The organism is Streptomyces sp. SD15, assembly GCF_054462255.1.
This window is the reverse complement of sequence record NZ_JBTLMO010000005.1, coordinates 222,290-245,136: the sequence shown is the minus strand read 5'-3', so window position 1 is coordinate 245,136 and position 22,847 is coordinate 222,290. Positions and strand designations below refer to the sequence as shown.

The following is a 22,847-nucleotide window of genomic DNA, read 5'->3' as shown; positions in this document are numbered from 1 at the left end:
CACGGAAGACGCCGGAGAGCCGGGGAGGAGGCGCCGGCGGGCTGAATTTCCTGAATGTCCGATTGGCGGAGGAGGTCGAGGAGCGAACCGCTCCTTCGCCCCTGCCGTACGACCCCGACCGCTTCTGACCAGCTCTGATCGAATCCACGCCCCAGGGGAACGCATGCCCGAGTGTGTTATCGGTCTGCAGTGCGACGCCTCATACCAGAGCGGGACGCTGTCCGTGGGAGTTTGTCAACTGCCCACCGCACATGATGCGTTGCCGACTACTGTCAGTTGCCGTCGGGCGACGCAGGGCCGAATTTTTCGGCTCGCGCGACCGGCACCGCGATGGCGCACGCCCGAGTCGCGCAGACCCGCGGGAGCCCCGTGCCCCCGACGCACCAGTACGAGGACGCAGATGTCTCACCTTCGCGCACCGGCCGCACGCGCAGACCGCCGTGAGGGCGGGCGGCACGGGCGACCGGTCGCCCGCACCGTCCCCCCGCTGCCCGAGAGCCACCTACGGCCCCAACTGCTGCGCCTGGCGGTCCTGCCGCCGATCGCGGTGGCCCTCAGCGCGTGCGCGGCCGTGCTGTTCACGGTCCGCTCCACCGGCGCACGCCCCGGCCTCACCCTGTGGGCGGTGCTCGCCGGCGCTACGGGCGTGGCCCTGGCGGGCATCCTGATCGCCGCCGTGGCCGCCGACCGCGCCGCCAAATCCGTACGGGAACGCCTCGGAGCCCTGCGTCGCGCCAGCGCGCGCACGGAGGCCGACCTGCGCACCGTCGTCGAGGGCCTGCGGCGCGGTGAGAGCCCGCCCGCGCCCAAGGCGCGCCGCCAACCCCCCGAGGACGCCGACGACTTCGAACTGCTGGCCGCCGATCTCTCCCGTGCGCACGACGGCGCCGTCACCGCCGTCGTGCAGGCGTCCCAGCTCTCCAGCCAGGCCGGCAGTGAGCAGAAGGTCGAGGTCTTCGTCAATCTCGCACGGCGGCTTCAGTCCCTCGTGCACCGCGAGATCTCGATCCTCGACGAGCTGGAGAACGAGATCGAGGATCCGGACCTGCTCAAGGGCCTCTTCCACGTCGACCACCTCGCCACCCGCATTAGACGGCACGCCGAGAACCTCGCCGTCCTCGGCGGCGCCGTCTCGCGCCGCCAGTGGAGCAACCCCGTCTCCATGACCGAGGTGCTGCGGTCCGCGATCGCCGAGGTGGAGCAGTACTCGCGGGTCAAGCTGGTACCGCCGATCGACGGCACCCTGCGCGGGCACGCCGTCGCCGACGTCATCCATCTGCTGGCCGAACTCGTCGAGAACGCCACGGTGTTCTCGGCCCCGCACACCCAAGTGCTGCTGCGCGCCAACCTCGTCACCTCCGGGCTCGCCGTCGAGGTCGAGGACCGGGGCCTGGGCATGCCCCTGGGCGAGCAGAACAAGATGAACGCGCTGCTCGCCGACCCCGATCAGGTGAATGTCGCCAGCCTTCTGCAGGACGGCCGCATCGGACTGTTCGTGGTCTCCCAGCTCGCGCGGCGCCATGGCATCCACGTCCGGCTCCAGACCAACATCTACGGCGGCGTCCAGGCCGTACTCGTCGTGCCGCAGGGGCTGTTGGGCACGATGCCGGGCGACCCCGGGGACGTAACCCAGGCGCAGCCCCAGCAGACGGCGGGCGCACGGCGTCCGCCCGCGAGACCGCCGGCGCCGCCCACATCTCCCCGAGGGCCTGGAATGTCGTCCGTGCCCTCCGGCGGCGGGGTGCCCGCCGCGCCGGTGACGGGCGGCAGCGGGCCCACGCCACTGCCGATACGCGGCGCCCGCGCGGAGCGGCCCAATCCGGCGGACGCCGTCCCCGGCATCCGTCCCGAGGACCGGCACACCGCCGAGGAGAACGCGGGCATGCCGCCCACGCCCCGCAACGGCGCGGTCCGCGGCACCATGGGCAAGCCCCAACTGCCCAGGCGACGCGCCCAGGAACACATCGCACCCCAACTGCGCGACGGGCCCGCACCCCGTCCCGAGACGGAGTACGTCGTCGGCCACGACCCGGGCCTGATGGCGGCGTTCCAGCGGGGGATCGGGCTGGCGGAGGCCCAGCACGCGGAGAGCCCGCACGCGGAGGCACAACCCAGGCAGGCGGCCCACGTGGAGGCCGTTCCCATGGAGGCACCGCACCTGGGCCGGGCGCACACCGATCGGTCTCACCTCGATCCGGGGCACATGGACGCGTTGCCGCCGCTGGAGGTGGTCCGCGTCGACCAGTCGTCCATGAGCGCACCCCGCATGGACGTACCGCCTCTGGACGTACCACCGATGGGCGCGCCACACATAGCCGAGCCGCACACGGCGCATGCGTCGGCCCCGCACGAGTCGCAGGGGACGCGGGATGCCGCGCCCGGACACGACCTCACCGCCCGGCGCGACGGGAGCGCATCGGCCGGATGACCATCCCCCTCACCACCCCCACCCTCACCCCCTCCGCTCCCGCAGACCTTCGTACCTCAAGGAGTCGATCCACCATGGCGAGCGATGCGCCGACCGCCCAGGTATCCGATCTCGACTGGCTGATGAGCGGCCTCGTGCAGCGCGTGCCGCACACCACCAGCGCGGTACTGCTTTCCTGCGACGGGCTCGTGAAGTCGGTCCACGGCCTCGACCCGGACAGCGCCGACCACATGGCGGCCCTGGCCTCCGGCCTCTACTCCCTCGGCCGCAGCGCCGGTGTCCGCTTCGGGGACGGCGGCGACGTACGACAGGTCGTCGTCGAACTCGACTCGACGCTGCTGTTCGTCTCCACCGCGGGCTCCGGCACCTGCCTCGCCGTGCTCGCCGGACGCGAGGCCGACGCGGCGGTGCTGGGCTACGAGATGGCGATGCTGGTCAAGAGCGTCCGCCCGTATCTGATGACCGCGCCCCGGCAGGCCTCCGTCGAACCGCCGGCGATGAGGCCTTGAACGTGGCCGCGGCCGGCGACGGGCCCTGGCTCGATGATGCCGCGGGGCGCCTGGTGCGCCCCTACACGGTCAGCAACGGGCGGACCCGGCCGACGACCGCGCTCGACCTCCTGTCGCAGGTGATGGTCACCGGGGCCACCCCCCTCGGCTACCTCGGACCGGAGTACACCCAGGCGCTCGAACTGTGCCGGGCGCCCGTCTCGGTCGCGGAGATCGCCGCCCAACTGAAGCTGCCGGCGGTGGTCACCAAGGTGGTGCTCTCCGACCTCGTCGACTGCGGGGCGTTGACCACGAAGCCCCCGGACTTCTACCACAACCCCACTGACCGGTCTCTGCTGGAGGCAGTGCTCGATGGACTACGACGACAGCTCTGACCCCTTCCCCACCGCGCTGAAGATCTTGGTGGCGGGAGGTTTCGGGGTCGGCAAGACGACCTTCGTCGGCGCGGTGAGCGAGATCGCGCCGCTCAGCACGGAGGAGCTGCTCACCACGGTCAGCGCCGCGACCGACAACCTCGACGGCGTCGAGAACAAGGTCGAGACCACCGTGGCGATGGACTTCGGCCGCATAACCCTCGACCCGCAGCATGTGCTGTACCTCTTCGGCACGCCCGGGCAGGAGCGGTTCTGGTTCATGTGGGACGAGCTGTCCGAGGGCGCGCTCGGCGCGGTGATTCTCGCCGACACCCGTCGCCTGGAGGACTGCTTCGCGGCAGTCGACTTCTTCGAGCAGCGCGATCTCCTTTTCATCGTCGCCGTCAACGAGTTCGACGGCGCCTACCGGTACGACCCCGAGGAGGTGCGCGCGGCCATCGGCCTCGACGCCGGGATTCCCATCGTGCGCTGCGACGCCCGGATCTCCAGCTCGGGCGTGCAGACCCTGCTGACCCTGGTCCGCCACCTCCTCGCCCACGCACCGACGCGCGCCCCGAGCCATGGAGCCCACACATGACGTACGCCCCGAGCCATGGAGCCCACACATGACGTACGCCCCGAGCCATGGAGCCCACACATGACGTACGCCCCACATCACGGAGGACATGGATGAGTTACGACCCGCCACGCCCGGCCGGTCGTCTGCTCCTGACCCCGGAGGACAAGGACGCTCCCGCCCGGGTCCGGCGGTTGCGCCGACTGGGCCTGGGGGAGCGTGCGGAACCCGTCCTCGACGCCTTCGCGGACCGGCTCGCCGAGGTCGCCGCGGTGCCGTACTCGATGGTCAACTTCATCGACGAGAATCGCCAGTTCTTCGCGGGTCTGCACACCCCGGACGGAAATTTCTCGGTCGACCGACCGCTCCCGGCCGCCGTCGCGGACGGTACCGACGGCAACGCCCCTGGTGCCGGCCGCTATATGGCCCGCGACTACGGCTTCTGCCCCTATGTGGTGGTCCGGCGCAGGGCACTGGTGCTGGAGGACGTCTGCGACTACCCGCGGTTCGCCGGGAACCCCGTCGTCGACGAGATCGGCGTCCGCTCCTATCTCGGCGCTCCGCTGATCGACCACACGGGCATCGCCCTCGGCACGGTCTGCGTCGTCGACCTCGAGCCGCGGCCGTGGGGAAGGGCCGGGCTGGAAGCCATGAAGTCGATGGCGGCGGAACTGGTCGAGCAGCTCGAACACAGAGAGGGCGGCGGGGGGTTCTGAAGCCCTCGGCCTGGAGACTCCTGGAGGAAGCCCCCGGCGTGTGAAGGAAAGCTGCGGCGGCGCTTAAGAAATCCTCGATGGACCAAGAGCGCCGCCGTACGGCAGATTGCTAGGGGATTTCACCCCTCTCCCCGGTACGGGCTCCTTCGGCGTGCCCTGCTCCGGGATCTCACCCACAGGAGCCACAGCTTGAAGGCGCTGGTCAAGGAGAAGGCGGAGCCCGGGCTCTGGCTCGTGGACGTCCCGGAGCCGGAGGTCGGCCCCGGCGACGTACTGATCAAGGTCCTCAGGACCGGGATCTGCGGCACCGATCTGCACATCCGCAACTGGGACGGCTGGGCCCAGCAGGCCATCCGGACGCCACTCGTGCTCGGGCACGAATTCGTCGGCGAGGTCGTCGGCACCGGCCGCGACGTCATCGACATCGGAGTCGGCGACCGCGTCAGCGGCGAGGGCCATCTGGTGTGCGGCAAGTGCCGCAACTGCCTGGCCGGGCGCCGCCACCTGTGCCGCGCCACGGTCGGCCTGGGCGTCGGCCGCGACGGCGCGTTCGCCGAGTACGTGGCTCTGCCCGCCGCCAATGTGTGGGTGCACCGGGTCCCTGTCGACCTCGATGTCGCCGCGATCTTCGACCCGTTCGGCAACGCCGTGCACACGGCGCTCTCCTTCCCGCTGGTCGGCGAGGACGTGCTGATCACCGGCGCGGGCCCGATCGGTCTGATGGCCGCCGCGGTGGCCCGGCACGCGGGGGCCCGCAACGTCGTGGTCACGGACGTCAGCGAGGAGCGTCTGGAGCTCGCCCGAAAGATCGGCGTGAGCCTCGCCCTGAACGTCTCGGACGCGACGATCGCCGACGGCCAGCGGGAGTTGGGGCTGCGCGAGGGCTTCGACATCGGCCTGGAGATGTCGGGGCGCCCCGAGGCCATGCGCGACATGATCGCCAACATGACGCACGGCGGCCGGATCGCGATGCTCGGTCTGCCCGCCCAGGAGTTCCCGGTCGACTGGTCCCGCATCGTCACCTCGATGATCACGATCAAGGGCATCTACGGCCGTGAGATGTTCGAGACCTGGTACGCGATGTCGGTCCTGCTCGAAGGCGGCCTCGATCTCGCCCCCGTGATCACCGGCCGCTATGGCTTCCACGACTACGAGGCGGCGTTCGCCGACGCGGCGAGCGGCCGCGGCGGCAAGGTCATCCTCGACTGGACACTTTGATTTTTGGCTCGGTTCGCCTCCGGGGCGCCTGAGCCCCTTCGGCTCACTCGCCCACCGCATCCTATGGAGCCCCTGATGTTCGATTCCGTACGCGACGACCTGCGCACCACCCTCGACGAGATCCGCGCCGCCGGCCTGCACAAGCCCGAGCGCGTCATCGGCACCCCCCAGTCCGCGACCGTGAGTGTCACGGCGGGCGGCCGCCCCGGCGAGGTCCTCAACTTCTGCGCCAACAACTACCTCGGCCTGGCCGACCACCCCGAGGTCGTCGCCGCCGCCCACGAAGCTCTCGACCGCTGGGGCTACGGCATGGCCTCCGTGCGCTTCATCTGCGGTACGCAGGAGGTGCACAAGGAGTTGGAGGCGCGGCTGTCCGCGTTCCTCGGCCAGGAGGACACGATCCTGTACTCCTCCTGCTTCGACGCCAACGGCGGCGTCTTCGAGACCCTCCTCGGTGCCGAGGACGCGGTCATCTCCGACGCCCTCAACCACGCCTCGATCATCGACGGCATCCGGCTGTCCAAGGCGCGCCGCTTCCGGTACGCCAACCGTGACATGGCCGATCTGGAGCGGCAGTTGAAGGAGGCATCGGGTGCCCGACGCAAGCTGATCGTCACCGACGGCGTCTTCTCCATGGACGGCTATGTGGCCCCGCTGCGTGAGATCTGCGACCTCGCCGACCGCTACGACGCCATGGTCATGGTCGACGACTCGCACGCCGTCGGCTTCGTCGGCCCGGGCGGCCGCGGCACCCCCGAGCTGCACGGCGTCATGGACCGCGTCGACGTCATCACGGGCACCCTCGGCAAGGCGCTGGGCGGCGCGTCCGGCGGTTACGTCGCCGCTCGCGCCGAGATCGTCGCGCTGCTGCGCCAGCGCTCCCGCCCGTACCTTTTCTCGAACACGCTGGCCCCGGTGATCGCGGCGGCCTCACTGAAGGTCCTGGACCTGCTGGAGTCGGCGGGCGACCTGCGCGACAGGCTGGCCGAGAACACCGCGCTGTTCCGCTCCCGGATGACCGAGGAGGGCTTCGACATCCTCCCCGGCGACCACGCGATCGCCCCCGTCATGATCGGCGACGCGGCTGTCGCCGGACGGATGGCGGAACTGCTCCTGGAGCGCGGCGTGTACGTGATCGGCTTCTCGTACCCGGTCGTGCCGCAGGGCCAGGCGCGGATCCGGGTGCAGCTGTCCGCCGCGCACTCGACGGACGACGTGAACCGGGCGGTGGACGCCTTCGTGGCCGCCCGCGCGGAGCTGCGTGCCTGACGCGTAGCCGGGTTCCTGACGCGTAGCCGGGCGCCTGACCTGAGAGAATCGGTCGCATGATCGAAGCGCGGCGGCTCCACATCCTCCGTGCGGTGGCCGACCACCGCACGGTCACGGCGGCTGCCGCCGCGCTCTATCTCACGCCCTCCGCCGTCTCCCAGCAGCTGACCGCCCTGGAGCAGGAGACCGGCCACCGGCTCGTCGAGCGCGGCGCCAAGGGCGTACGACTGACTCCCGCCGGCGAGATCCTGCTCGGCCACACCAACGCGGTCCTGGCCCAACTGGAGCGCGCCGAGGCGGAGTTGGCCGCGTACAGCGCGGGTTCCGCGGGCACGGTCACGGTCGCCTCCTTCGCGACCGGTATCGGCCTGGTCGTCGCCCCCGCCCTGGCCCGGCTCGCCCGTACGGCACCCGGCATCCATGTCCGCGTCCAGGACGCCGAGGGCGATGCCAGCCTGCCGATGGTGCTCGACCGGCAGGTCGACATCGCGGTCGCCGTCGAGTACCGGGGCGCCCCGGCCGCGGACGACCCGCGCCTCGCCCACGTATCCCTGTACGCCGAGCCCTTCGACGCGGTCGTCCCGGTCACCCACCGGCTGGCCGACGCCGACGAGGTCCCGCTCGCCGAACTCGCCAAGGATCCGTGGATCGGTCCGTACCCCGGCAATCCCTGCCATGACGTGGTGGTCCTGGCCTGCGAGAACGCGGGATTCCAGCCCCGCCTCGAGCACTCCTCGGACGACTTCCGTGCCGTCGTCGCCCTCGCTTCGGCCGACGCGGGCGTCGCCCTGGTGCCCCGCTCGGCCCTGCGCGGCATGGACCTCACCGGCGTGCTCGTGCGCCCGGTCGACGGAGTCGCGCCCACCCGCCGGGTCTTCGCGGCCGTACGACGTGGCGCGGAGGACCATCCGCTGATCCGCCCGGTGCTGGAGGCATTGGCGGAGGCGGCGACCGTGGAGTGAGTGTCGAACGGGCGCCTACAGCAGGGACGTGAGGTGGCGCAGCTCCTTCACGAGGGGAGGCTGGGGGAGTGGGACCGTCCCGAGCTCGGGGTGGTGGGGGCGGGTGATGTGCGGGTGGACGTCGGCGATGAGCGGCGGGTTGACCACGGGCGCGGTGACGCGGTCGCCGCACATGTAGGTGGGTTCGAAGTGCTGGCGCACCAGCTGGGTACGCCAGAGGTCGGCGTCGTGGTACTCGCCGCTGTGGGCGTGTTCGAGGAAGAGGCAGTACTCGGCGACCGGGTGGCCGACGCCGGCCGCGAAGCGCCACCAGAACCGTGCTCCGCTGCTGTCGCCCGCCACATGCAGCAGGCACGCGAAGACCAGGGCGCCGGTCGTGTCGGCGTACTGGCTGTCGATGAAATCGCTCAGGTGGCGGTCGGCGTCCGGACCGAACAGCACCAGGAGGCTGACGGCGTTCAGGTCCCACCAGGCGCGGTCGGCATCCGGGGTGCGGTCGTCCTCGGGGGTGGTCCACTCGGCGTGCGCGAGGGCGGCTTCGGGGTTGCGCGGGCGGTGACGGGCTGCCTGACGGCTGCGCAGGCGGGCTTCGGCGGCCGCGAGGTCGTAGTTGTTGTACCGGTCCTGGGTGCGGGCCTTGGCCAACAGGTCGTCGATGGTGCGGCGGTCGGGCGGCAGGGTGCTCATCAGGGGGTCTTCCCGTCGGAGTGCTCCGGGCTGTGGAGTTTGAGCAGGGTGGCGAGGCGACTGCGTCCGGTACGGAGCTGGGAGCGGACGGTGGCTTCCTCGTTGCCCATCAGCAGGGCGGCTTCGGCGGCCGTGAAACCTATGCCGTAGTAAAGGAGGATCGCGTCGCGCTGGCGCTCGCTCAGGGAGGCGACCGCCCCGTACAACGCGATGGCGTCGGTGAGGGTGTCGTACGGATCCTCCGTGGGGTCCGCGAGGGCGGCCTCGAAGGCGGCGACCTCCATCAGCTCCGGGCGGCGCCTGCGCTTGCGGTGCATGTCGATGATGCGGCGCTTGAGGACCGTCCAGGCGTAGCCCTCCAGGTTCTCCATCCGCAGCATCCGTGGCCAGCGGTCCATGACCTGGTCGAAGGTCAGGTCCACGGCCTCTTCCGCGTCGGCGTCGGAGCCGAGCTGGAGGTAGGCGTAGCGCATGTAGTCCTGGCGTCGCTGATGGTGAAAGCCCCAGTACGCCATCTGCGTGGCGCGATCCCACTGGTCGATGGGTATCACCCGTGGCACACCGATGGCCCCGCCGGTCTCCTCCGGCCCGCTGTCGCCGCTCACGGGACGTCCCGGGTGGACTCGGAGCTGCGGGACGGGGCACGGGTGCCGGTCAGTCCGGTGATGCCGATGCGCACGCCGGCCGTCAACAGTCGGCGGCACGCACGGAGTACGTCCGGGCCGAACACCCTCAGGGCAAGCGCGATCTCGAACAACCACGCGGCAGCGCTCTGCTGCACGGGGTCCTCCCCTGTACCTGTTCTGTTTCCAGGTGCCGTGTCCCACCCCGGCACCAGAGGCACCATCCGCCTCCATCCATGAAGCGTCCATGGCGACCCGAATGTGCACTCGGGTATCGAAAAATATTACGTTCAGTATCGGTCTGATAGCAGCTAGTTCAATCATCGACCATTGTCGGCCGTCGGCCGTCGGGTGATTGTCGGTGCCATTGGCTACGGTGCGTCTCATGCCGGATGCCGAAGATGTACGTCGTATCGCCCTCTCCATGCCGGATACGACGGAGAAGATCGCCTGGAGCATGCCCACGTTCCGGGTCGCGGGGAAGATGTTCGCCACGCTCCCCGAGGACGAGACCTCCATCGCCGTGCGCTGCCCCAAGGACGAGCGCGACGAACTCGCCCTGGCGGAGCCCGGGAAGTTCTGGATCGCCGACCACGAGGCCGCCTTCGCCTGGGTCCGGGTCCGTCTCGCGGCTCTGGAGGACGGCGACGAACTCCGCGACATCCTCGCCGACTCCTGGCGCCAGTCGGCCCCGCCCCGACTGCTCGAGTCCTACCCGGAGCTGGGGCTTCCGGCGGTCGACTGAAATTCCGCCGGCGTTGTCAGTGCGCCGTGGCATGATCCGGAGGCAGGAGTGGAGAGTGGGACGCTCGGCTCGTCGGGGAGCCGTGGGGGATCGGCGGGGGGCACGGGCGGGATGTACGGGAGGTCGCCGGGCGGGAAGCCATCGCGGGCCGGGGCGTCCCCGCCGGCCGCAGAGGCCCCGACGGCGCAGGTGACGACTGAGCCGGGAGCACCCGGCGATATCGCACCGGACGCGGTCTCCCGCATCGTGGAGAAGCGGACCGCGGCGGCTCCCGGCGGCGACGTCCGGGGCCCGACCGGCCGAGCCGTCGGCTGGATCACGCCTCTGCGCGGGACCCCGGACCACGATGACGTGGCCACTGCGAGTGGCCCTCGGCCCGTCTGGTCCCGGGACTTCGCGCTGTTCTTCGTCGCGCGGGCCCTCGCCCGGCTCGGTGACACCATGCTGCCGGTGGCGCTCGCCGCGGGACTGCTGCAGCACGGGTTCGGGGTGGGGGCGATCGGCCTGGCGATGGCCGCGTCGGCCGCCTCCTTCGCCGGTCTGGTGATCTTCGGCGGGGTCATCGCCGACCGGTTCAGCACACGCAAGCTGATGATCGGCGCCGACCTGGTGCGGCTCGTCACCCAGTCCCTCGCCGCCGTGCTCTTCTTCGCCGATCACGTGGTCCTCTGGCAGATCTGCGCGATCGGGGCCGTCAACGGCGTGGCGGGCGCGGTCTTCCAGCCCGGAGTCGCCAGCACGGTGCCCCGCCTCGCCACCGACGTCCAGGGGGCCAACGGCGCGATCCGGATCGCCGAGTCCGCCGCCCAGCTCGCGGGTCCCGCCCTCGCGGGCCTGCTGGTCGCGTTCTCCTCGGCCGGTGGTGTCTTCGCGGCTCACGCGGCCACGTACGCGCTGAGCGCTCTGTGCCTGCTGCTGCTCCGTCCGCTGCCCGTCACGCCCACGAACCAGGCGCACGGCAGCAGCTTCAAGGACGATCTCGCCGTCGGCTGGCGGGAGTTCAGGACCCGGACCTGGCTGTGGGGCGTCATCGTCATCTGGTGTGTGTACATGATCTCCATCTGGGGCCCGACCGTCCCCCTGGTGGCGACGCAGGTGGTCCAACAGCACGGCCCGCGCGCCTACGGACTGCTCAACTCGGCCCTTGGTGCCGGCACGGTCATCGGCGGACTGATCGCGCTGCGGCTGCGTCCCCGACGCATGTTGCGGGCCGGTTCGATCGCCCTCTTCTCCTTCGCCTTTTTCCCGGCGTCGGTCGGAGCCGGGCTCGGGCTGACGGCCATGTCGGCCGGAGCGGTGATCGCCGGGGCGGGCATGTCGTTCTGGAGCGTGATGTGGGCGACCAGTGTGCAGACGCAGGTCGCGCCGGACGTCCTCAACCGCATCCACGCGTACGACGTCGCGGGCTCCCTGGCGATGATGCCCGTCGGCCAGGCCTTGGCGGGCCCGGCCGCTGCGGCTCTCGGCGCGGGCAATGTCCTGCTCGTCGCCGGCGCGATGACCCTGGTCGTCTCGACGGCCCTGCTGTCGGTGCCCGCGGTACGCGACCTGGTGCGCGTCGACCCACCCGCACCCCTGCCCCGTACGACCGCGGGGATACGCGAACCGGCGCGGCGCGGCAGCCAATGAGCCATCGGCGGGTGCGGCCGGTTGCCGCAGGCGCGCGTGGCGCGCGGGCCGCCGACGGTCACACGCGCTCCGGGGCTCCCAGGAAGCCGCCGATCCGCTCCCGCAAGGCCCCCGCGTCGAGTCCGTTCGCGGCCAAGTGCTCGTCGACGCTTCTGTACCGGCGCAGCTCACGGCGGCCGACACCGAGACCGAGGACCCACGGCCACGTCGCCGGGTGCGCCGGGACTCCACGAAGCCGTCCGCGCCGATCTCCGCGAGGACGACTGCGACCCGCGGGTCCTCACGGAGCAGCCGCGAGGCGACGGAGGCGAAACGGTCACGCATGGTGTCCATGGGAGGAGTTCCTTTCAGGGTCGTACGGAATGCCGGGCGGCACCTGTGATGGGCGGCCTGCCTCAGGCGGATTTCGGTTCGACCTGGGCGACCACCACACGCGGACGGCCGGGGCGGGGTGCGGTGAAGGCGGCGTACAGCGCGTCGTGGTCACGGCCGTCGACGGTCTGGGCGGATCAGCCCGCGGCCTCGAACCGGGCGGCGATGCCACCGGGCCGGGCATGGCTGGCGGACGAGTTGTCGATCACGACGGTGTGCAGCCGGTCGAGACCGGTCGGCCCGGCGTAGGCGATCGCCTCGTGATGGCTGCCTTCGTCCAGTTCCGCGTCGCCGACCAGCACCCACACGCGTGGCGTGCCGAGCCCCTGTGCGCGCAGGCCCAGCGCGGTGCCGACGGCGATCGGCAGACCGTGCCCGAGCGATCCGCTGCCGACCTCGGCGCCAGGCACGTGTACCCGGTCGGGGTGGTGCCCGAGCGGCGAGGCGTACGAGCCGAAGCCCGGCAGCCAGTCGACGGGCACGAAGCCCTTGGCCGCCAGCACCGCGTAGTACGCCATTGGCCCGTGCCCTTGGAGAGCAGGAACCGGTCCCGCTCCGGATCGCCCACCCGCTCGGGCCCGACCCGCAGCACCCGGTCGTACAGCACCCACAGCGCGTCCATCGTGGACGTCGCCGCCGGCCCGTGCTTCTCGTCGCCGGTCATGAGCCCCATCAGTCGGGGCAGGTCCGTGTACTCGTAGTCGCGTTTCTCGGTGATCGTCATGCAGACGATCCTGCAACCTCAACCAAACTTCGGGTCAAGTGCCCGCCAATGCCCTCCGTCGGCCCCGCGTAAACGAGTGCGCGATCACCGGCCCGAGTGCGGTATTGTTTCGATGCGCGTTCGGCCAGGGGAAACCCCAGGTCAAACGGGCAACGGGACGTGGCGCAGCTTGGTAGCGCACTTGACTGGGGGTCAAGGGGTCGCAGGTTCAAATCCTGTCGTCCCGACCAGCTTCACCGCAGGTCGGAGGCCGCTTTCTCAGCGATGGGAAGGCGGCCTTTGTCGTGTCCGCGGGGGTGGTGGTCGCAGTGTGGTCGCGGTGCTGTATCCGCTGTCAGGTCGCGAGCCGCAGCACGTCTGCCAGGCCGCGTTCAGCGGTGCGGTGTTCCGACGGGAGGATGTAGGCGCGCAGGCCGCAGGCGGTCGCGCCGCCGTCACGGACCGGGTTGTCGCCGACCATGAGGGTGGCGCGGGGGCCGGTGCCGAGGTCGGCGCAGGCTTTGAGGAACAGTTGCGGGTCGGGTTTCTCGCGGCCCTGTTCGTAGGAAATGACGCAGGTGTCGATCAGGGCGTCCAGTCCGTGGTGGGCGAGGCGGGTGCGCAGGTCCCAGGCGAAGTCGCTGACGATGGCAATGGGCAGTCCCCGCTCACGCAGGGCGCGCAGGACCGGTTCGGTGTCGGGGTAGGGGACCCAGGCGTCCGGGGCGGTGAGTACCCGGTAGGCCGTCTCCTCCGCGCCGCGCAGGAAGTCCACCTGCTCCCACCATCCCCACATGGCGCGACGGTGCTGTGCGGCAGAGAGGCCGCGGCCCTCCTGGAGGGCGACGACGGAGGGCAGCCGGAAGGCGGCGCGCAACTGGTCGGAGATCTCGGCCACCGCGCCGAGCCCGTCCAGCACGGCGAGGCGCCCGGAGGCGGAGCCCACCCGGCGCGGCCACGTTTCCAGGTCGATCATCTGGAAGATGGTGTTGCTGAAGTGGAACAGCACGGCCTGGACCGGAGGAACGGGCGTGGCCATCTCGGCATCGCTGGGGTGGTAGGCGCTCGGTGTTTCGAACAGGGTGTGGATCACGAGGAGCGCTCTTCGGGTTCGATCGTCTCGACGGGGACTCCGAGGTCGCGGATGGCCGCGAGTTCCGCCTCGGGAGTGCCGGTGTCGGTGATGACGGCGTGGTAGTCGGCCACGGTGCCGTACGCGTACGTGGCGGTCTTGCCGAACTTCGAGTGGTCCACCAGGAGCAGCGCCTGTTCGGCGGAGCCGAGCATGGCCGGCTTCACCTCCACGTAGTCGTTCACGGGGGGAAGAGCCGGCCCTCCAGGACGGCCGTGGCGGACATCAGGGCGAGGCTCGCGGTCCATCTGCACGGCCTGGCCGGCCTCGTCGACGGTGCGCCGAGCTGATGGTCGGGGAGAGGCACTTCCGCGCCCCCGATTTGCCTCAGAGGCAACTCTGCGTGCGCGGAACACCACTTGGCGTGAGGGCTCCGTAACTCCGCTTTATTCCGGATGACCTCGTTCGGTAATTCCCGCTGGCTGAAGTGGTCGTCACAAGCAGCGGCGAGGTGTCAAGACCTCGGCGCCTCGCATGGAGGACTTTCATGCCTGAGCTGTATTTCCATGTGCGCTGGCCCGACGGAGAGACCCAGCGCTGCTACTCACCTTCCACGGTAATCGAGGACTACCTCACCACCGGTGGCGTGTACGAGCTCGGCGACTTCGTGGAGCGGAGCCGGACGGCGCTCGGTATCGCGAGCGACCGGGTGCGCGAGAAGTACGGGTTCGCGTGCACGGGGGCGTCCGACCAGCTGGCGCAGATCGAGGAGACCGCGGCCTCGTACGCCTCCCTCGACGGGGCCAAGGTCACCGTCGAGGCCCTGCACAACGCCGACGGGAGCGCGCGGTGAGCGCGCGGCGGCTGGCCGGGGCCCACTATCCGGTGGCGGTCGTCGGTGGTGGTCAGGCCGGTCTGTCGGTCAGTTACTGCCTGCGCGAGCGCGGCATCGAGCACGTCGTCGTCGAGCGGAACCGGGTCGGCCACGAGTGGCGCGCGCGCCGCTGGGACTCGTTCTGCCTGGTGACCCCCAACTGGCAGTGCAAACTGCCCGGTTACCCCTACCAGGGGGACGACCCCGACGGCTTCATGGTCCGCGACGAGATCATCCGGTATCTGGAGGAGTACGTCGCCTTCTTCCAGCCCCCGCTGGTCGAGGGCGTCGCCGTGACCGGACTGCGCCGGTGCCCCGGCGGCGTCTTCGAACTGACAACCAGCGACGGGGAGTTCACGGCCGACCAGGTCGTCGTGGCCACCGGTCCCTACCACACCCCGTCTGTCCCGCGGATGGCCGAGCGGCTGCCCGCCGACGTAGAGCAGATCCACTCCTCCCGCTACGGCAACCCGGCCCAACTCCCCGACGGGGCCGTCCTGGTGGTCGGCACGGGACAGTCCGGCTGTCAGATCGCCGAGGACCTGCACCTGGCCGGCCGACAGGTCCATCTGGCCGTCGGCAGCGCGCCCCGCGTCGCCCGCTTCTACCGCGGCCGGGACTGCGTCGCCTGGCTCGACGACATGGGCTACTACGCCCGCAGCATCGACGAGTTCGACGACGCGGGTACCGTCCGGATGCGGGTCAACCACTACGTCACCGGGCGCGACGGCGGCCGCGACATCGACCTGCGCGCCTTCGCCCGCGACGGGATGCGCCTGTACGGGCGGCTGACCGGCGTCGACGGTACGCGGCTGGAGTTCGCCGACGACCTGAAGGTCAACCTCGACCGGGCGGACGCCGTGGCCGAGGGCATCAAGGACAGCATCGACGCCCACATCACCGCGCAGGGCGTCGAGGCCCCCGACGAGCCCCGGTACATACCGGTGTGGGAGCCCTCCGAGCAGCCGGCCTCACTGGACCTGGAGACCTCCGGCATCACCTCCGTCGTCTGGTCGACCGGTTTCACCCGAGACCACCGGTGGGTCGAGATACCCGCCTTCGACGGCCGCGGCTACCCCATGCACTGGCGGGGCGCCACCAGCACGCCCGGCCTGTACTTCCTGGGCCTGCCCTGGCAGTACTCGTGGGGCTCCGGGCGCTTCGAGGCGGTGGGCCGGGACGCCGAGTTCCTCGCGAACCACATCGACGCCTCGCGCCGCATGGCCGACGTCTGCGGCACCCTCACCGGCGCCCCCAGCGAACTCGCCTCCGCGCTCCCGATCGGATGAGCAAGCTTTAAGGACCCAGAAACATGGTCTACGACGCACACCGCCATATCGGCGTCCTGCCCGCCTACCCCTTCTACGGCGGCCCGCCCGTCAACCCCGACACCACCGCCCGTGCCACCGTCAAGCAGCTCGTCGCCGACCTGGACGCGGAGGGCACCGAACGCGCCCTGGTCATCCCGAACTACGGCGTCCCCGACCCCGGTATCGCCTTCTCCTTCAACGAGTTGGCGATCGAGGCCGCCCAGAGCGACGACCGGATCCGGGCCGGACTGTGGGTCTCGCCGCGCCCGGAGGACTCGGAGCGTACCGAACTCGCCCTGGCACTGGCCGGCGAACGGGGCGTGAAGGCGCTGAAGCTGAGCTTCCTGTTGGGCGGGCGCCCGACCGACCCGGCCTGCCGTCCGGTGCTGGACCGGATCTTCCACGAGGCCGGCCGTCACGGCCTGGTCGTCCACGTCCACACGTCGCCGGGTGCGGCGTCCGACATCGACGAGGTCGGCCATCTCGTCGACTGGTACGCCGACCGGGTCCCCGTCCATCTCGTGCACTTCGGCGGCGGGATGAGCGGCCACATCAAGCTTGCCGGCTCCCGGTTCTTCGACTGGATCGAGTCCGGCAAGCGCGTCTACACCGACCTCTCCTGGGCCATCGGCTTCACGCCCCACTGGCTGGCCCAGGAGATCGAGCGCCGCGGCATCGGCCACGACCGGGTGCTCTTCGCCAGCGACCAGCCGTGGGGCGACTTCACGGGCGAGTACGCCCGCCTCGCCGAAGCGACCGGCGGCGGCGAACTCGGCGAACTCGTCTTCCAGGACACCTTCGCCGCGCTGTACGACTGACCACCTCCAACCACCGCCTCGTACAAGGAGACGCCATGTCCAAAACCGTTGAACTCACCGAGATCGAGCAGAAGTCCCTCAACGAGATCCCCCACCCCTCCCTCCCCGAGGGCACCAGCATCTACGGCGACACCAAGGTCTTCCCCGACTACAAGGCGGAGGACGGCGAGACGTACTTCACCCTCGTCCACGGCATCGCCCACGAGTCCTCGGTCTCCTTCGTCGCCGTGCTCCAGGCCACCCGCGCCCTGCGCAAGGGCTTCGAGACCGCCATCTACTTCTACGGCCCCGGTTCGCTCAACTGCCTGGCCACGCGCGGCTTCCCGACCGTCGGCAACTCCGCCTTCCCGGGCGAGCACAACATCAACAACCAGCTCAAGACCTTCATCGCGGAGGGCGGCAAGGTCTTCTGCTGCCGCTTCGGACTGTCCCTGCACGGCGCCCGCGAGGAGGACCTGATCGAGGGCGTCATCCCGACCCACCCCCTGGACGTCCAGGACGCGCTGATCCACTACGCGCGCAAGGGCGCCATCATCAACTCCACCTACCAGCTGTAAGGGGCGCACCGTGAGCGTTGGCACCAACACAGCGGTGGACGTGCGGATCACGACCCGCGCCGAACTCGCCCTGCACGGCGTTGCTTTGGACGCGCCCGTGCGGCGGCCGGACGGCGCGGGCCCGAGCGACGACGGACACGTCCTCGTCGAGGGTGCCAACGCCGCGCTGCCCACCAACCCCGACAGCCCCTACTCTGTACGCGACGGCAAGGTGTGGCTCGGTGACGAGGAGACCGGGCTCACCTTCAAAGCCGTACAGCGACCGAAGTTCTACGACCTGACGACCGCCGACGGCACCCCCTACGAGCACATCGCCCGTCTGCACGGCGCCGACGTCCTCGCCACCACCGTCGTCCAGACCTGTATCCGCTACGTCGAGTCCGACCGCTGCCGCTTCTGCACCATCGAGGAGTCCCTGCGCTCGGGGGCGACGGTGGCCGCCAAGACGCCTGCCCAGCTTGCCGAAGTCGCCGAGGCGGCCGTCCGGTTGGACGGCGTCAAGCAGATGGTGATGACCACCGGCACGACGACCGGCTCGGACCGCGGCGCACGCAATCTCGTACGCTCTGTCCGCGCCGTCCTCGAAGCCGTGCCCGGCCTGCCCATCCAGGTGCAGTGCGAACCGCCCGGCGACCTGGCCTGGATCCGCGAGCTCCACGAGGCCGGAGCCACCGCCATCGGCATTCATGTCGAATCCCTGGACGACGAGGTGCGCCGACGCTGGATGCCCGGCAAGTCCACAGTCCCGATGGCCGGGTACGAGGCCGCCTGGGACGAGGCGGTGCGGGTCTTCGGGCCCAACCGCGTCTCCACCTACCTGCTCGTCGGCCTCGGCGAGGATCCCGACGAACTCATCGCGGGCGCGGGGAAGTTGATCGAGCGTGGCGTGTACCCCTTCGTCGTCCCCTTCCGCCCGATGAAGGGCACGCTCGCCGCCCGCGACGGGATCGAGCCTCCCGGCGCGGAACTCCTGAAGTACGTCACCGAGGGCGTCGCGGCCAAGCTGCGCGCCGCCGGGATGAACGGTGCCGACCAGCAGGCCGGCTGCGCGGCCTGCGGCGCGTGCAGCGTGCTGAAGACGGCGGGCGGGTGATGTACGTGCACCTCGACGGCTCCACGGCACCGCCCACGGCGGACGGGTCGGTCGACATCCTGGCGCTGCTCGGCGACCGCAGCACTCTCGCTCGCCGGCCCGCGTTCCACATCGAACAGGCCACCGAAAAAGCCGAGTTGGCCGCCTACCACTGCCTGCGCCGGGACGCTTTCGTCCATGAGCAGGGCCTCTTCGCGGGCCACGACCTCGACGACCGGGACGCCGACCCCCGTACGCTCGTGCTGGTCGCCAAGGACCACGCGGGCGCCATCGTCGGCGGCGTACGGCTCGGTCCTGTCGCGGACGGTACCGACATCGGCTGGTGGGCCGGCGGGCGACTCGTCGTCGCCCGCGCCGCCCGCGGCCCGCACGGCATCGGCGCCGCACTCGTCCGTGCTGCCTGTGCCCGGGCGGAGGCCGAGGGCGCGCTCCGCTTCGACGCGACCGTCCAGGCTCGCAACCACGTCCTCTTCAAGCGGCTCGGCTGGCGCTCGGTACGGGGGACGACGGTCGCGGACGCGCCGCATGTGCTGATGCGATGGCCGATCGGGCGGATCGCGGATCTCGTGGCGGCCACCAAGTCGCCCCTCGGGCCGCTCCTCGCGGCCCTCCCCACAGCGGCGGCCCGTGCCCTCGGCCAGGACCCGGTCGGCGGTGCCCTGGGCGTGGGGGCGCGGGCCGTCCCCGGCAGCGTCGGCGTACCCGGTGGCGCCGACGCCCCGGGCATCCTGGGCGCTCCCGGTGGCGCCGGCTTCGTGGGCGATGACGGGGCCCCGGTCCCCGGCACGGATGTGATCGCCGCCTGCGACGCGATCGTGCCGTCCATGGTGGAGCGGGACCCCGAGTGGGCGGGCTGGTGTTCGGTCCTCGTCAACGTCAACGACCTTGCGGCGATGGGTGCTTCACCGATCGGACTGCTCGACGCCGTGGGCGCGAAGGACGCCGCACACGCCGCGCGCATCCTCGTGGGACTCGGGGAGGCGGCGCGGGCGTACGGCGTTCCGGTCCTCGGCGGGCACACCCAACTGGGTGTACCCGCTGCCCTGTCGGTCACCGCTCTCGGCCGTACGGACCGCCCGGTCCCGGGCGGCGGCGGGCGCCCCGGACATGCCGTACGGCTGACCGCGGACCTCGGCGGGAGCTGGCGCGCGGGCTACCGGGGCCGCCAGTGGGATTCGTCCACCCGTCGTCGTACGGACGAACTGCGCGCCATGACCGGCGCGGTGGCCGCCGCGCGACCCGCCGCCGCCAAGGACGTGTCGATGGCGGGGATCGCCGGGACCCTCGGCATGCTCGCCGAGGCGAGCGGCTGCGGGGCCGTCCTCGACGTGGCCGCCGTGCCGCGGCCGAGGACCGCGACGACGGGTGACTGGTTCACGTGTTTCCCCGGCTTCGCGATGCTCACCGCCGACGCGCCGGACGCGCCGCCGCTGCCCGCCGGGCCCGCGACGGGTGCCGTGTGCGGAGAGCTGACCGAGGGACAAGGTGTCGGGCTGCGCTGGCCCGACGGAGAGATCACCGAAGTGGTCACCTCCACGGTGACCGGGATGGGGACCGCATGAGCACGCTGCGTATGGCGGCCGCCGCCGCCGAGTTCGGCCGCGACCTCGAAGAGGACTTCGCCACCGCCGAACGCCTGATCAAGGAGGCCCGGGCCGAGGGCGTACGGCTCCTCGCCCTGCCGGAGGCCTGCCTGGGGGGCTACCTGCTCAGCCTCGACGACGACGGCGACCTGGACGAGGGACCGCCCCCGCTCGCTCTCGACGGCCCCGAGATCCGCCGACTTGCCTGTCTGGCAGGCGAGTTGACGGTCGTCGCGGGCTACTGCGAGGCCGCCGGCGACGCCCGCTACAACAGCGTGGTCTGCGTCAACGGCGACGGCGTGCTCGGCAACCACCGCAAGGTCCACCAGCCGCTCAGCGAGGACGCCAGCTACGCCTCCGGCGACCGCTTCCACGCCTTCGACACCCCGGTCGGCCGGCTCGGCATGATGATCTGCTATGACAAGGCATTCCCGGAGTCGGCTCGCGCGCTGGCCCTGGACGGCGCCGAGATCGGCGTGGTCGTCTCGGCCTGGCCCGGCTCACGGACCAACGCCGCCACGGATCTCGTCAATGACCGCTGGAAGCGGCGCTTCGACCTCTTCGACCGGGCCCGCGCCCTGGAGAACCAGATCGTGTGGCTCTCCGCCAACCAGGCCGGTACCTTCGGGTCGCTACGCTTCGTCGGCAGCGCCAAGGTCGTCGACCCCGGCGGCGAGATCCTCGCCGACACCGGTGTCGAAGCCGGCCTGGCGATCGCCGAACTCGACGTCGCCCAGGCCCTGGAGACCGCCCGCCGCTCGATGGGGCACCTGCGCGACCGGCGCCCGGAAACCTACACGTACGCAGGAGCAGTCCGCACATGAGCACGATCCGGATCGCGGCCGCCGCCGCTCACTTCGGCCGCGACCTGGAGTTCGACCTCGCGCGCATCGCGAAACTCATCGACGACGCGCGCGGCTCGGGCGCCGGACTGCTCGTCCTGCCTGACGCCGCGCTCGGCGGCTACCTCGCCGACCTGCGCCACCCCGACCCCGAGGCGCTGCCCCCGGCCCTCAAGCCGGACGACCCGCTGATCCTCCAGGTCGCCCGCCTCGCCGCCGAGATGGTCGTCTGCGTCGGCTACTGCGAGGACGGCGGCGACGAGCGCTACAACGCCGCGGTGTGCGTCAGTGGCGACGGCGTCCTGGGCCGCCACCGCAAGGTGCACCTGCCGGCCGGGGAGGTCGCGGCGTACGCGCCCGGCGACCGCTTCGACGCCTTCGACACCCCGGTCGGCCGGGTCGGCATGCTCATCGACTACGACAAGACGTTCCCGGAGTCGGCCCGCTCCCTTGCCCTGGACGGAGCCGAGATCCTCGCCTGCCTGTCCGCCTGGCCCACCAGCATCACCAACCGCGCCCCGCGCATGGCCCAGGACCGACAGGCCAAGCTCTTCGACCTCTACGACCAGGCACGCGCCGCCGAGAACCAGGTCGTCCTCGCCTCCTCCAACCAGACCGGCGCGATGGGCGGCATGCGGTTCCTCGGCCAGTCCAAGGTGGTCAGCCCCGGCGGCGACATCCTCGCGCGCACCTGGGCCAAGGCGGGCCTCGCCGTCGCCGAGGTCGACGTGGCCGCCGAGATCGACCGGGCCCGCCGCGTCCTGCGCCACCTGGACGAGCGCCGCCCCGCCGCCTACCGGGAGACTCCCTCGTGAAGATCGCCCTGCTCAGCTACTCCACCAAGCCGCGCGGCGGCGTCGTCCACACCCTCGCCCTCGCCGAGGCGCTGGCCGCGGCCGGGCAGGACGTCACGGTCTGGTCGCTGGGCCGGGGCGGCGACGACGGCTTCTTCCGGCCCGTGGACCCGGCCGTACACGTACGGATCGTGCCCTTCCCGGACGGGCCGCCGGACGAAACGGTCGGCGCCCGCATCCTGCGCTCCATCGCGACCTTGCGTGCGGCCTTCGACCCGGGGCCGTACGACATCGTCCACGCCCAGGACTGCATCAGCGCCAATGCGGCGGGCCGCTGCGTCCGTACGGTCCACCACCTCGACCACTTCACGACGCCCGAACTGGCCGCCTGTCACGAACGGGCCATCGTCGAGCCGTACGCGCACCTGTGCGTCTCTCAGTCGGTGGCCGACGAACTCGCCCAGGGCTGGGGGCTCAAGGCCGAGGTCATCCCCAACGGTGTGGCGTACGAACGCTTCGCGACCACGGCCTCGGCCGCCCGAGCCCGCTGGAGGGACCGGCTGGGCCGCTACGTACTGAGCGTCGGCGGCATCGAGCCTCGCAAGGGGTCACTGGACCTGCTGGAGGCGTACGCGCTCCTGCGGACCGACCATCCCGACGTGCGGCTGGTCATCGCGGGCGGTGAAACCCTCTTCGACTACCGTGCGTACCGGGCGAGTTGGGAGACTCGGGCCGCCGAACTCGGCATCGAACCCGTCGTCCTCGGACCGGTCCCCGACGACGAGCTCCCGGCGCTCGTCGCGGCCGCCGACGCCTTCGCCTTCCCCTCCCTCAAGGAGGGCTTCGGGCTCGCCGCGATGGAGGCGCTGGCCGCCGGGGTCCCGCTCGTCGTCCGCGACCTCCCCGTCCTGCGCGAGGTCTTCGGACCCGCAGCCCGCTTCGGCGCCACCCCGGAAGACCTGGCCGACGAGCTCGGCCAAGCCCTCACCCATCACGACCCGGCCCGGCAGGCCGCCGGCCGGGAACTGGCCGCCCACCACACCTGGGACACCGCCGCGCAGCGCCACCTGGACTTTTACCACGCCCTGAGCTGAGCGTCCCCCCTCGCAGGGG

The 22,847-nt window shown here is 71.2% G+C and carries 24 protein-coding genes, 1 tRNA gene and 3 pseudogenes; 20 read left to right on the top strand and 8 right to left on the bottom strand.

Going from position 1 to position 22,847, the window contains the following annotated elements; genetic code table 11:
- The first annotated feature begins 400 nt into the window (after positions 1-400).
- From ACX28W_RS07605 to ACX28W_RS07570, 8 genes are all read left to right on the top strand, one after another.
- The gene (locus ACX28W_RS07605; RefSeq protein ID WP_458997967.1) at positions 401-2,428 is read left to right on the top strand and encodes a sensor histidine kinase; all 2,028 of its coding nucleotides are present in this window, start codon (positions 401-403) and stop codon (positions 2,426-2,428) included.
- Between the two features lie 74 nt (positions 2,429-2,502).
- Positions 2,503-2,937 (top strand): roadblock/LC7 domain-containing protein, encoded by a 435-nt coding sequence (locus ACX28W_RS07600; protein ID WP_458997966.1) that lies wholly within the window; start codon positions 2,503-2,505, stop codon positions 2,935-2,937.
- A gap of 2 nt (positions 2,938-2,939) precedes the next feature.
- On the top strand, positions 2,940-3,311 hold the full coding sequence (locus ACX28W_RS07595) for a DUF742 domain-containing protein (RefSeq protein ID WP_458997965.1): 372 nt from the start codon (positions 2,940-2,942) through the stop codon (positions 3,309-3,311).
- The gene (locus ACX28W_RS07590; protein WP_458997964.1) at positions 3,289-3,888 is read left to right on the top strand and encodes a GTP-binding protein; all 600 of its coding nucleotides are present in this window, start codon (positions 3,289-3,291) and stop codon (positions 3,886-3,888) included. Before ACX28W_RS07595 ends, ACX28W_RS07590 begins: the two co-directional genes overlap by 23 nt.
- Positions 3,889-3,980: 92 nt before the next feature.
- Positions 3,981-4,583, top strand: a complete 603-nt coding sequence (locus ACX28W_RS07585) for a GAF domain-containing protein (RefSeq protein WP_458997963.1) — start codon at positions 3,981-3,983, stop codon at positions 4,581-4,583.
- A 189-nt stretch (positions 4,584-4,772) separates the two neighbouring features.
- A complete protein-coding gene (tdh, locus tag ACX28W_RS07580; protein ID WP_458997962.1) occupies positions 4,773-5,801 on the top strand; it encodes an L-threonine 3-dehydrogenase in 1,029 nt (342 codons plus the stop codon).
- Between the two features lie 75 nt (positions 5,802-5,876).
- Positions 5,877-7,070 (top strand): glycine C-acetyltransferase, encoded by a 1,194-nt coding sequence (locus ACX28W_RS07575; protein ID WP_458997961.1) that lies wholly within the window; start codon positions 5,877-5,879, stop codon positions 7,068-7,070.
- A gap of 56 nt (positions 7,071-7,126) precedes the next feature.
- The gene (locus tag ACX28W_RS07570) at positions 7,127-8,032 is read left to right on the top strand and encodes a LysR family transcriptional regulator (RefSeq protein WP_458997960.1); all 906 of its coding nucleotides are present in this window, start codon (positions 7,127-7,129) and stop codon (positions 8,030-8,032) included.
- Positions 8,033-8,047: 15 nt separating this feature from the next.
- Here the strand turns inward: ACX28W_RS07570 and ACX28W_RS07565 are convergent, their stop codons facing one another.
- Genes ACX28W_RS07565 through ACX28W_RS07555 form a run of 3 tightly spaced genes read right to left on the bottom strand, consistent with a single transcriptional unit; the run spans position 8,048 to position 9,500 of the window.
- Positions 8,048-8,719: a hypothetical protein gene (locus tag ACX28W_RS07565; RefSeq protein WP_458997959.1), complete on the bottom strand. Its 672-nt coding sequence runs from the start codon at positions 8,717-8,719 to the stop codon at positions 8,048-8,050.
- Positions 8,719-9,324, bottom strand: a complete 606-nt coding sequence (locus tag ACX28W_RS07560) for an RNA polymerase sigma factor (RefSeq protein WP_458997958.1) — start codon at positions 9,322-9,324, stop codon at positions 8,719-8,721. Before ACX28W_RS07560 ends, ACX28W_RS07565 begins: the two co-directional genes overlap by 1 nt.
- Positions 9,321-9,500: a hypothetical protein gene (locus ACX28W_RS07555; RefSeq protein WP_458997957.1), complete on the bottom strand. Its 180-nt coding sequence runs from the start codon at positions 9,498-9,500 to the stop codon at positions 9,321-9,323. Before ACX28W_RS07555 ends, ACX28W_RS07560 begins: the two co-directional genes overlap by 4 nt.
- A gap of 227 nt (positions 9,501-9,727) precedes the next feature.
- Between ACX28W_RS07555 and ACX28W_RS07550 the strand changes: the two genes are divergently transcribed.
- The gene (locus ACX28W_RS07550) at positions 9,728-10,087 is read left to right on the top strand and encodes an MmcQ/YjbR family DNA-binding protein (RefSeq protein WP_458997956.1); all 360 of its coding nucleotides are present in this window, start codon (positions 9,728-9,730) and stop codon (positions 10,085-10,087) included.
- A gap of 324 nt (positions 10,088-10,411) precedes the next feature.
- Positions 10,412-11,716: an MFS transporter gene (locus ACX28W_RS07545; protein WP_458998012.1), complete on the top strand. Its 1,305-nt coding sequence runs from the start codon at positions 10,412-10,414 to the stop codon at positions 11,714-11,716.
- Positions 11,717-11,774: 58 nt separating this feature from the next.
- Here ACX28W_RS07545 and ACX28W_RS07540 read toward each other — a convergent pair.
- From ACX28W_RS07540 to ACX28W_RS07530, 3 pseudogenes are all read right to left on the bottom strand, one after another.
- Positions 11,775-11,912 (bottom strand): annotated as a pseudogene (locus ACX28W_RS07540) (transketolase); the annotation flags it as partial.
- Between the two features lie 20 nt (positions 11,913-11,932).
- Positions 11,933-12,049, bottom strand: a pseudogene (locus tag ACX28W_RS07535) (transketolase); the annotation flags it as partial.
- 62 nt (positions 12,050-12,111) lie between these two features.
- Positions 12,112-12,812: pseudogene (locus tag ACX28W_RS07530) on the bottom strand (transketolase).
- A 153-nt stretch (positions 12,813-12,965) separates the two neighbouring features.
- Between ACX28W_RS07530 and ACX28W_RS07525 the strand changes: the two are divergent.
- A tRNA-Pro gene (locus ACX28W_RS07525) sits at positions 12,966-13,042 on the top strand.
- 104 nt (positions 13,043-13,146) lie between these two features.
- Here the strand turns inward: ACX28W_RS07525 and ACX28W_RS07520 are convergent.
- Both ACX28W_RS07520 and ACX28W_RS07515 read right to left on the bottom strand, forming a co-directional pair.
- Entirely contained in the window at positions 13,147-13,884 is a 738-nt protein-coding gene (locus ACX28W_RS07520; RefSeq protein ID WP_458997955.1) for an HAD family hydrolase, read from the bottom strand.
- Positions 13,881-14,108: a hypothetical protein gene (locus ACX28W_RS07515; protein ID WP_458997954.1), complete on the bottom strand. Its 228-nt coding sequence runs from the start codon at positions 14,106-14,108 to the stop codon at positions 13,881-13,883. The genes ACX28W_RS07520 and ACX28W_RS07515 overlap by 4 nt, the downstream gene beginning before the upstream one ends.
- Before the next feature lie 302 nt (positions 14,109-14,410).
- Here ACX28W_RS07515 and ACX28W_RS07510 point away from each other — a divergent pair, with 302 nt between their 5' ends.
- From ACX28W_RS07510 to ACX28W_RS07470, 9 genes are read left to right on the top strand one after another with little or no spacing between them, the layout of a single operon-like run.
- A complete protein-coding gene (locus tag ACX28W_RS07510; RefSeq protein ID WP_458997953.1) occupies positions 14,411-14,716 on the top strand; it encodes an MSMEG_0570 family nitrogen starvation response protein in 306 nt (101 codons plus the stop codon).
- Positions 14,713-16,026, top strand: a complete 1,314-nt coding sequence (locus ACX28W_RS07505; protein WP_458997952.1) for an MSMEG_0569 family flavin-dependent oxidoreductase — start codon at positions 14,713-14,715, stop codon at positions 16,024-16,026. The genes ACX28W_RS07510 and ACX28W_RS07505 overlap by 4 nt, the downstream gene beginning before the upstream one ends.
- 23 nt (positions 16,027-16,049) lie before the next feature.
- Positions 16,050-16,865: an amidohydrolase family protein gene (locus ACX28W_RS07500; protein WP_458997951.1), complete on the top strand. Its 816-nt coding sequence runs from the start codon at positions 16,050-16,052 to the stop codon at positions 16,863-16,865.
- Positions 16,866-16,900: 35 nt separating this feature from the next.
- The gene (locus ACX28W_RS07495; RefSeq protein ID WP_458997950.1) at positions 16,901-17,422 is read left to right on the top strand and encodes an MSMEG_0572/Sll0783 family nitrogen starvation response protein; all 522 of its coding nucleotides are present in this window, start codon (positions 16,901-16,903) and stop codon (positions 17,420-17,422) included.
- A gap of 10 nt (positions 17,423-17,432) precedes the next feature.
- Positions 17,433-18,515, top strand: a complete 1,083-nt coding sequence (locus tag ACX28W_RS07490) for an MSMEG_0568 family radical SAM protein (RefSeq protein ID WP_458997949.1) — start codon at positions 17,433-17,435, stop codon at positions 18,513-18,515.
- Positions 18,515-20,077, top strand: coding sequence for an MSMEG_0567/sll0787 family protein (locus ACX28W_RS07485; protein WP_458998011.1), 1,563 nt, complete (start codon positions 18,515-18,517; stop codon positions 20,075-20,077). The genes ACX28W_RS07490 and ACX28W_RS07485 overlap by 1 nt, the downstream gene beginning before the upstream one ends.
- The gene (locus ACX28W_RS07480) at positions 20,074-20,922 is read left to right on the top strand and encodes a carbon-nitrogen hydrolase family protein (protein WP_458997948.1); all 849 of its coding nucleotides are present in this window, start codon (positions 20,074-20,076) and stop codon (positions 20,920-20,922) included. Before ACX28W_RS07485 ends, ACX28W_RS07480 begins: the two co-directional genes overlap by 4 nt.
- Positions 20,919-21,755: a carbon-nitrogen hydrolase family protein gene (locus ACX28W_RS07475; RefSeq protein ID WP_458997947.1), complete on the top strand. Its 837-nt coding sequence runs from the start codon at positions 20,919-20,921 to the stop codon at positions 21,753-21,755. The genes ACX28W_RS07480 and ACX28W_RS07475 overlap by 4 nt, the downstream gene beginning before the upstream one ends.
- The gene (locus tag ACX28W_RS07470; RefSeq protein WP_458997946.1) at positions 21,752-22,828 is read left to right on the top strand and encodes an MSMEG_0565 family glycosyltransferase; all 1,077 of its coding nucleotides are present in this window, start codon (positions 21,752-21,754) and stop codon (positions 22,826-22,828) included. Before ACX28W_RS07475 ends, ACX28W_RS07470 begins: the two co-directional genes overlap by 4 nt.
- Positions 22,829-22,847 lie beyond the last annotated feature (19 nt).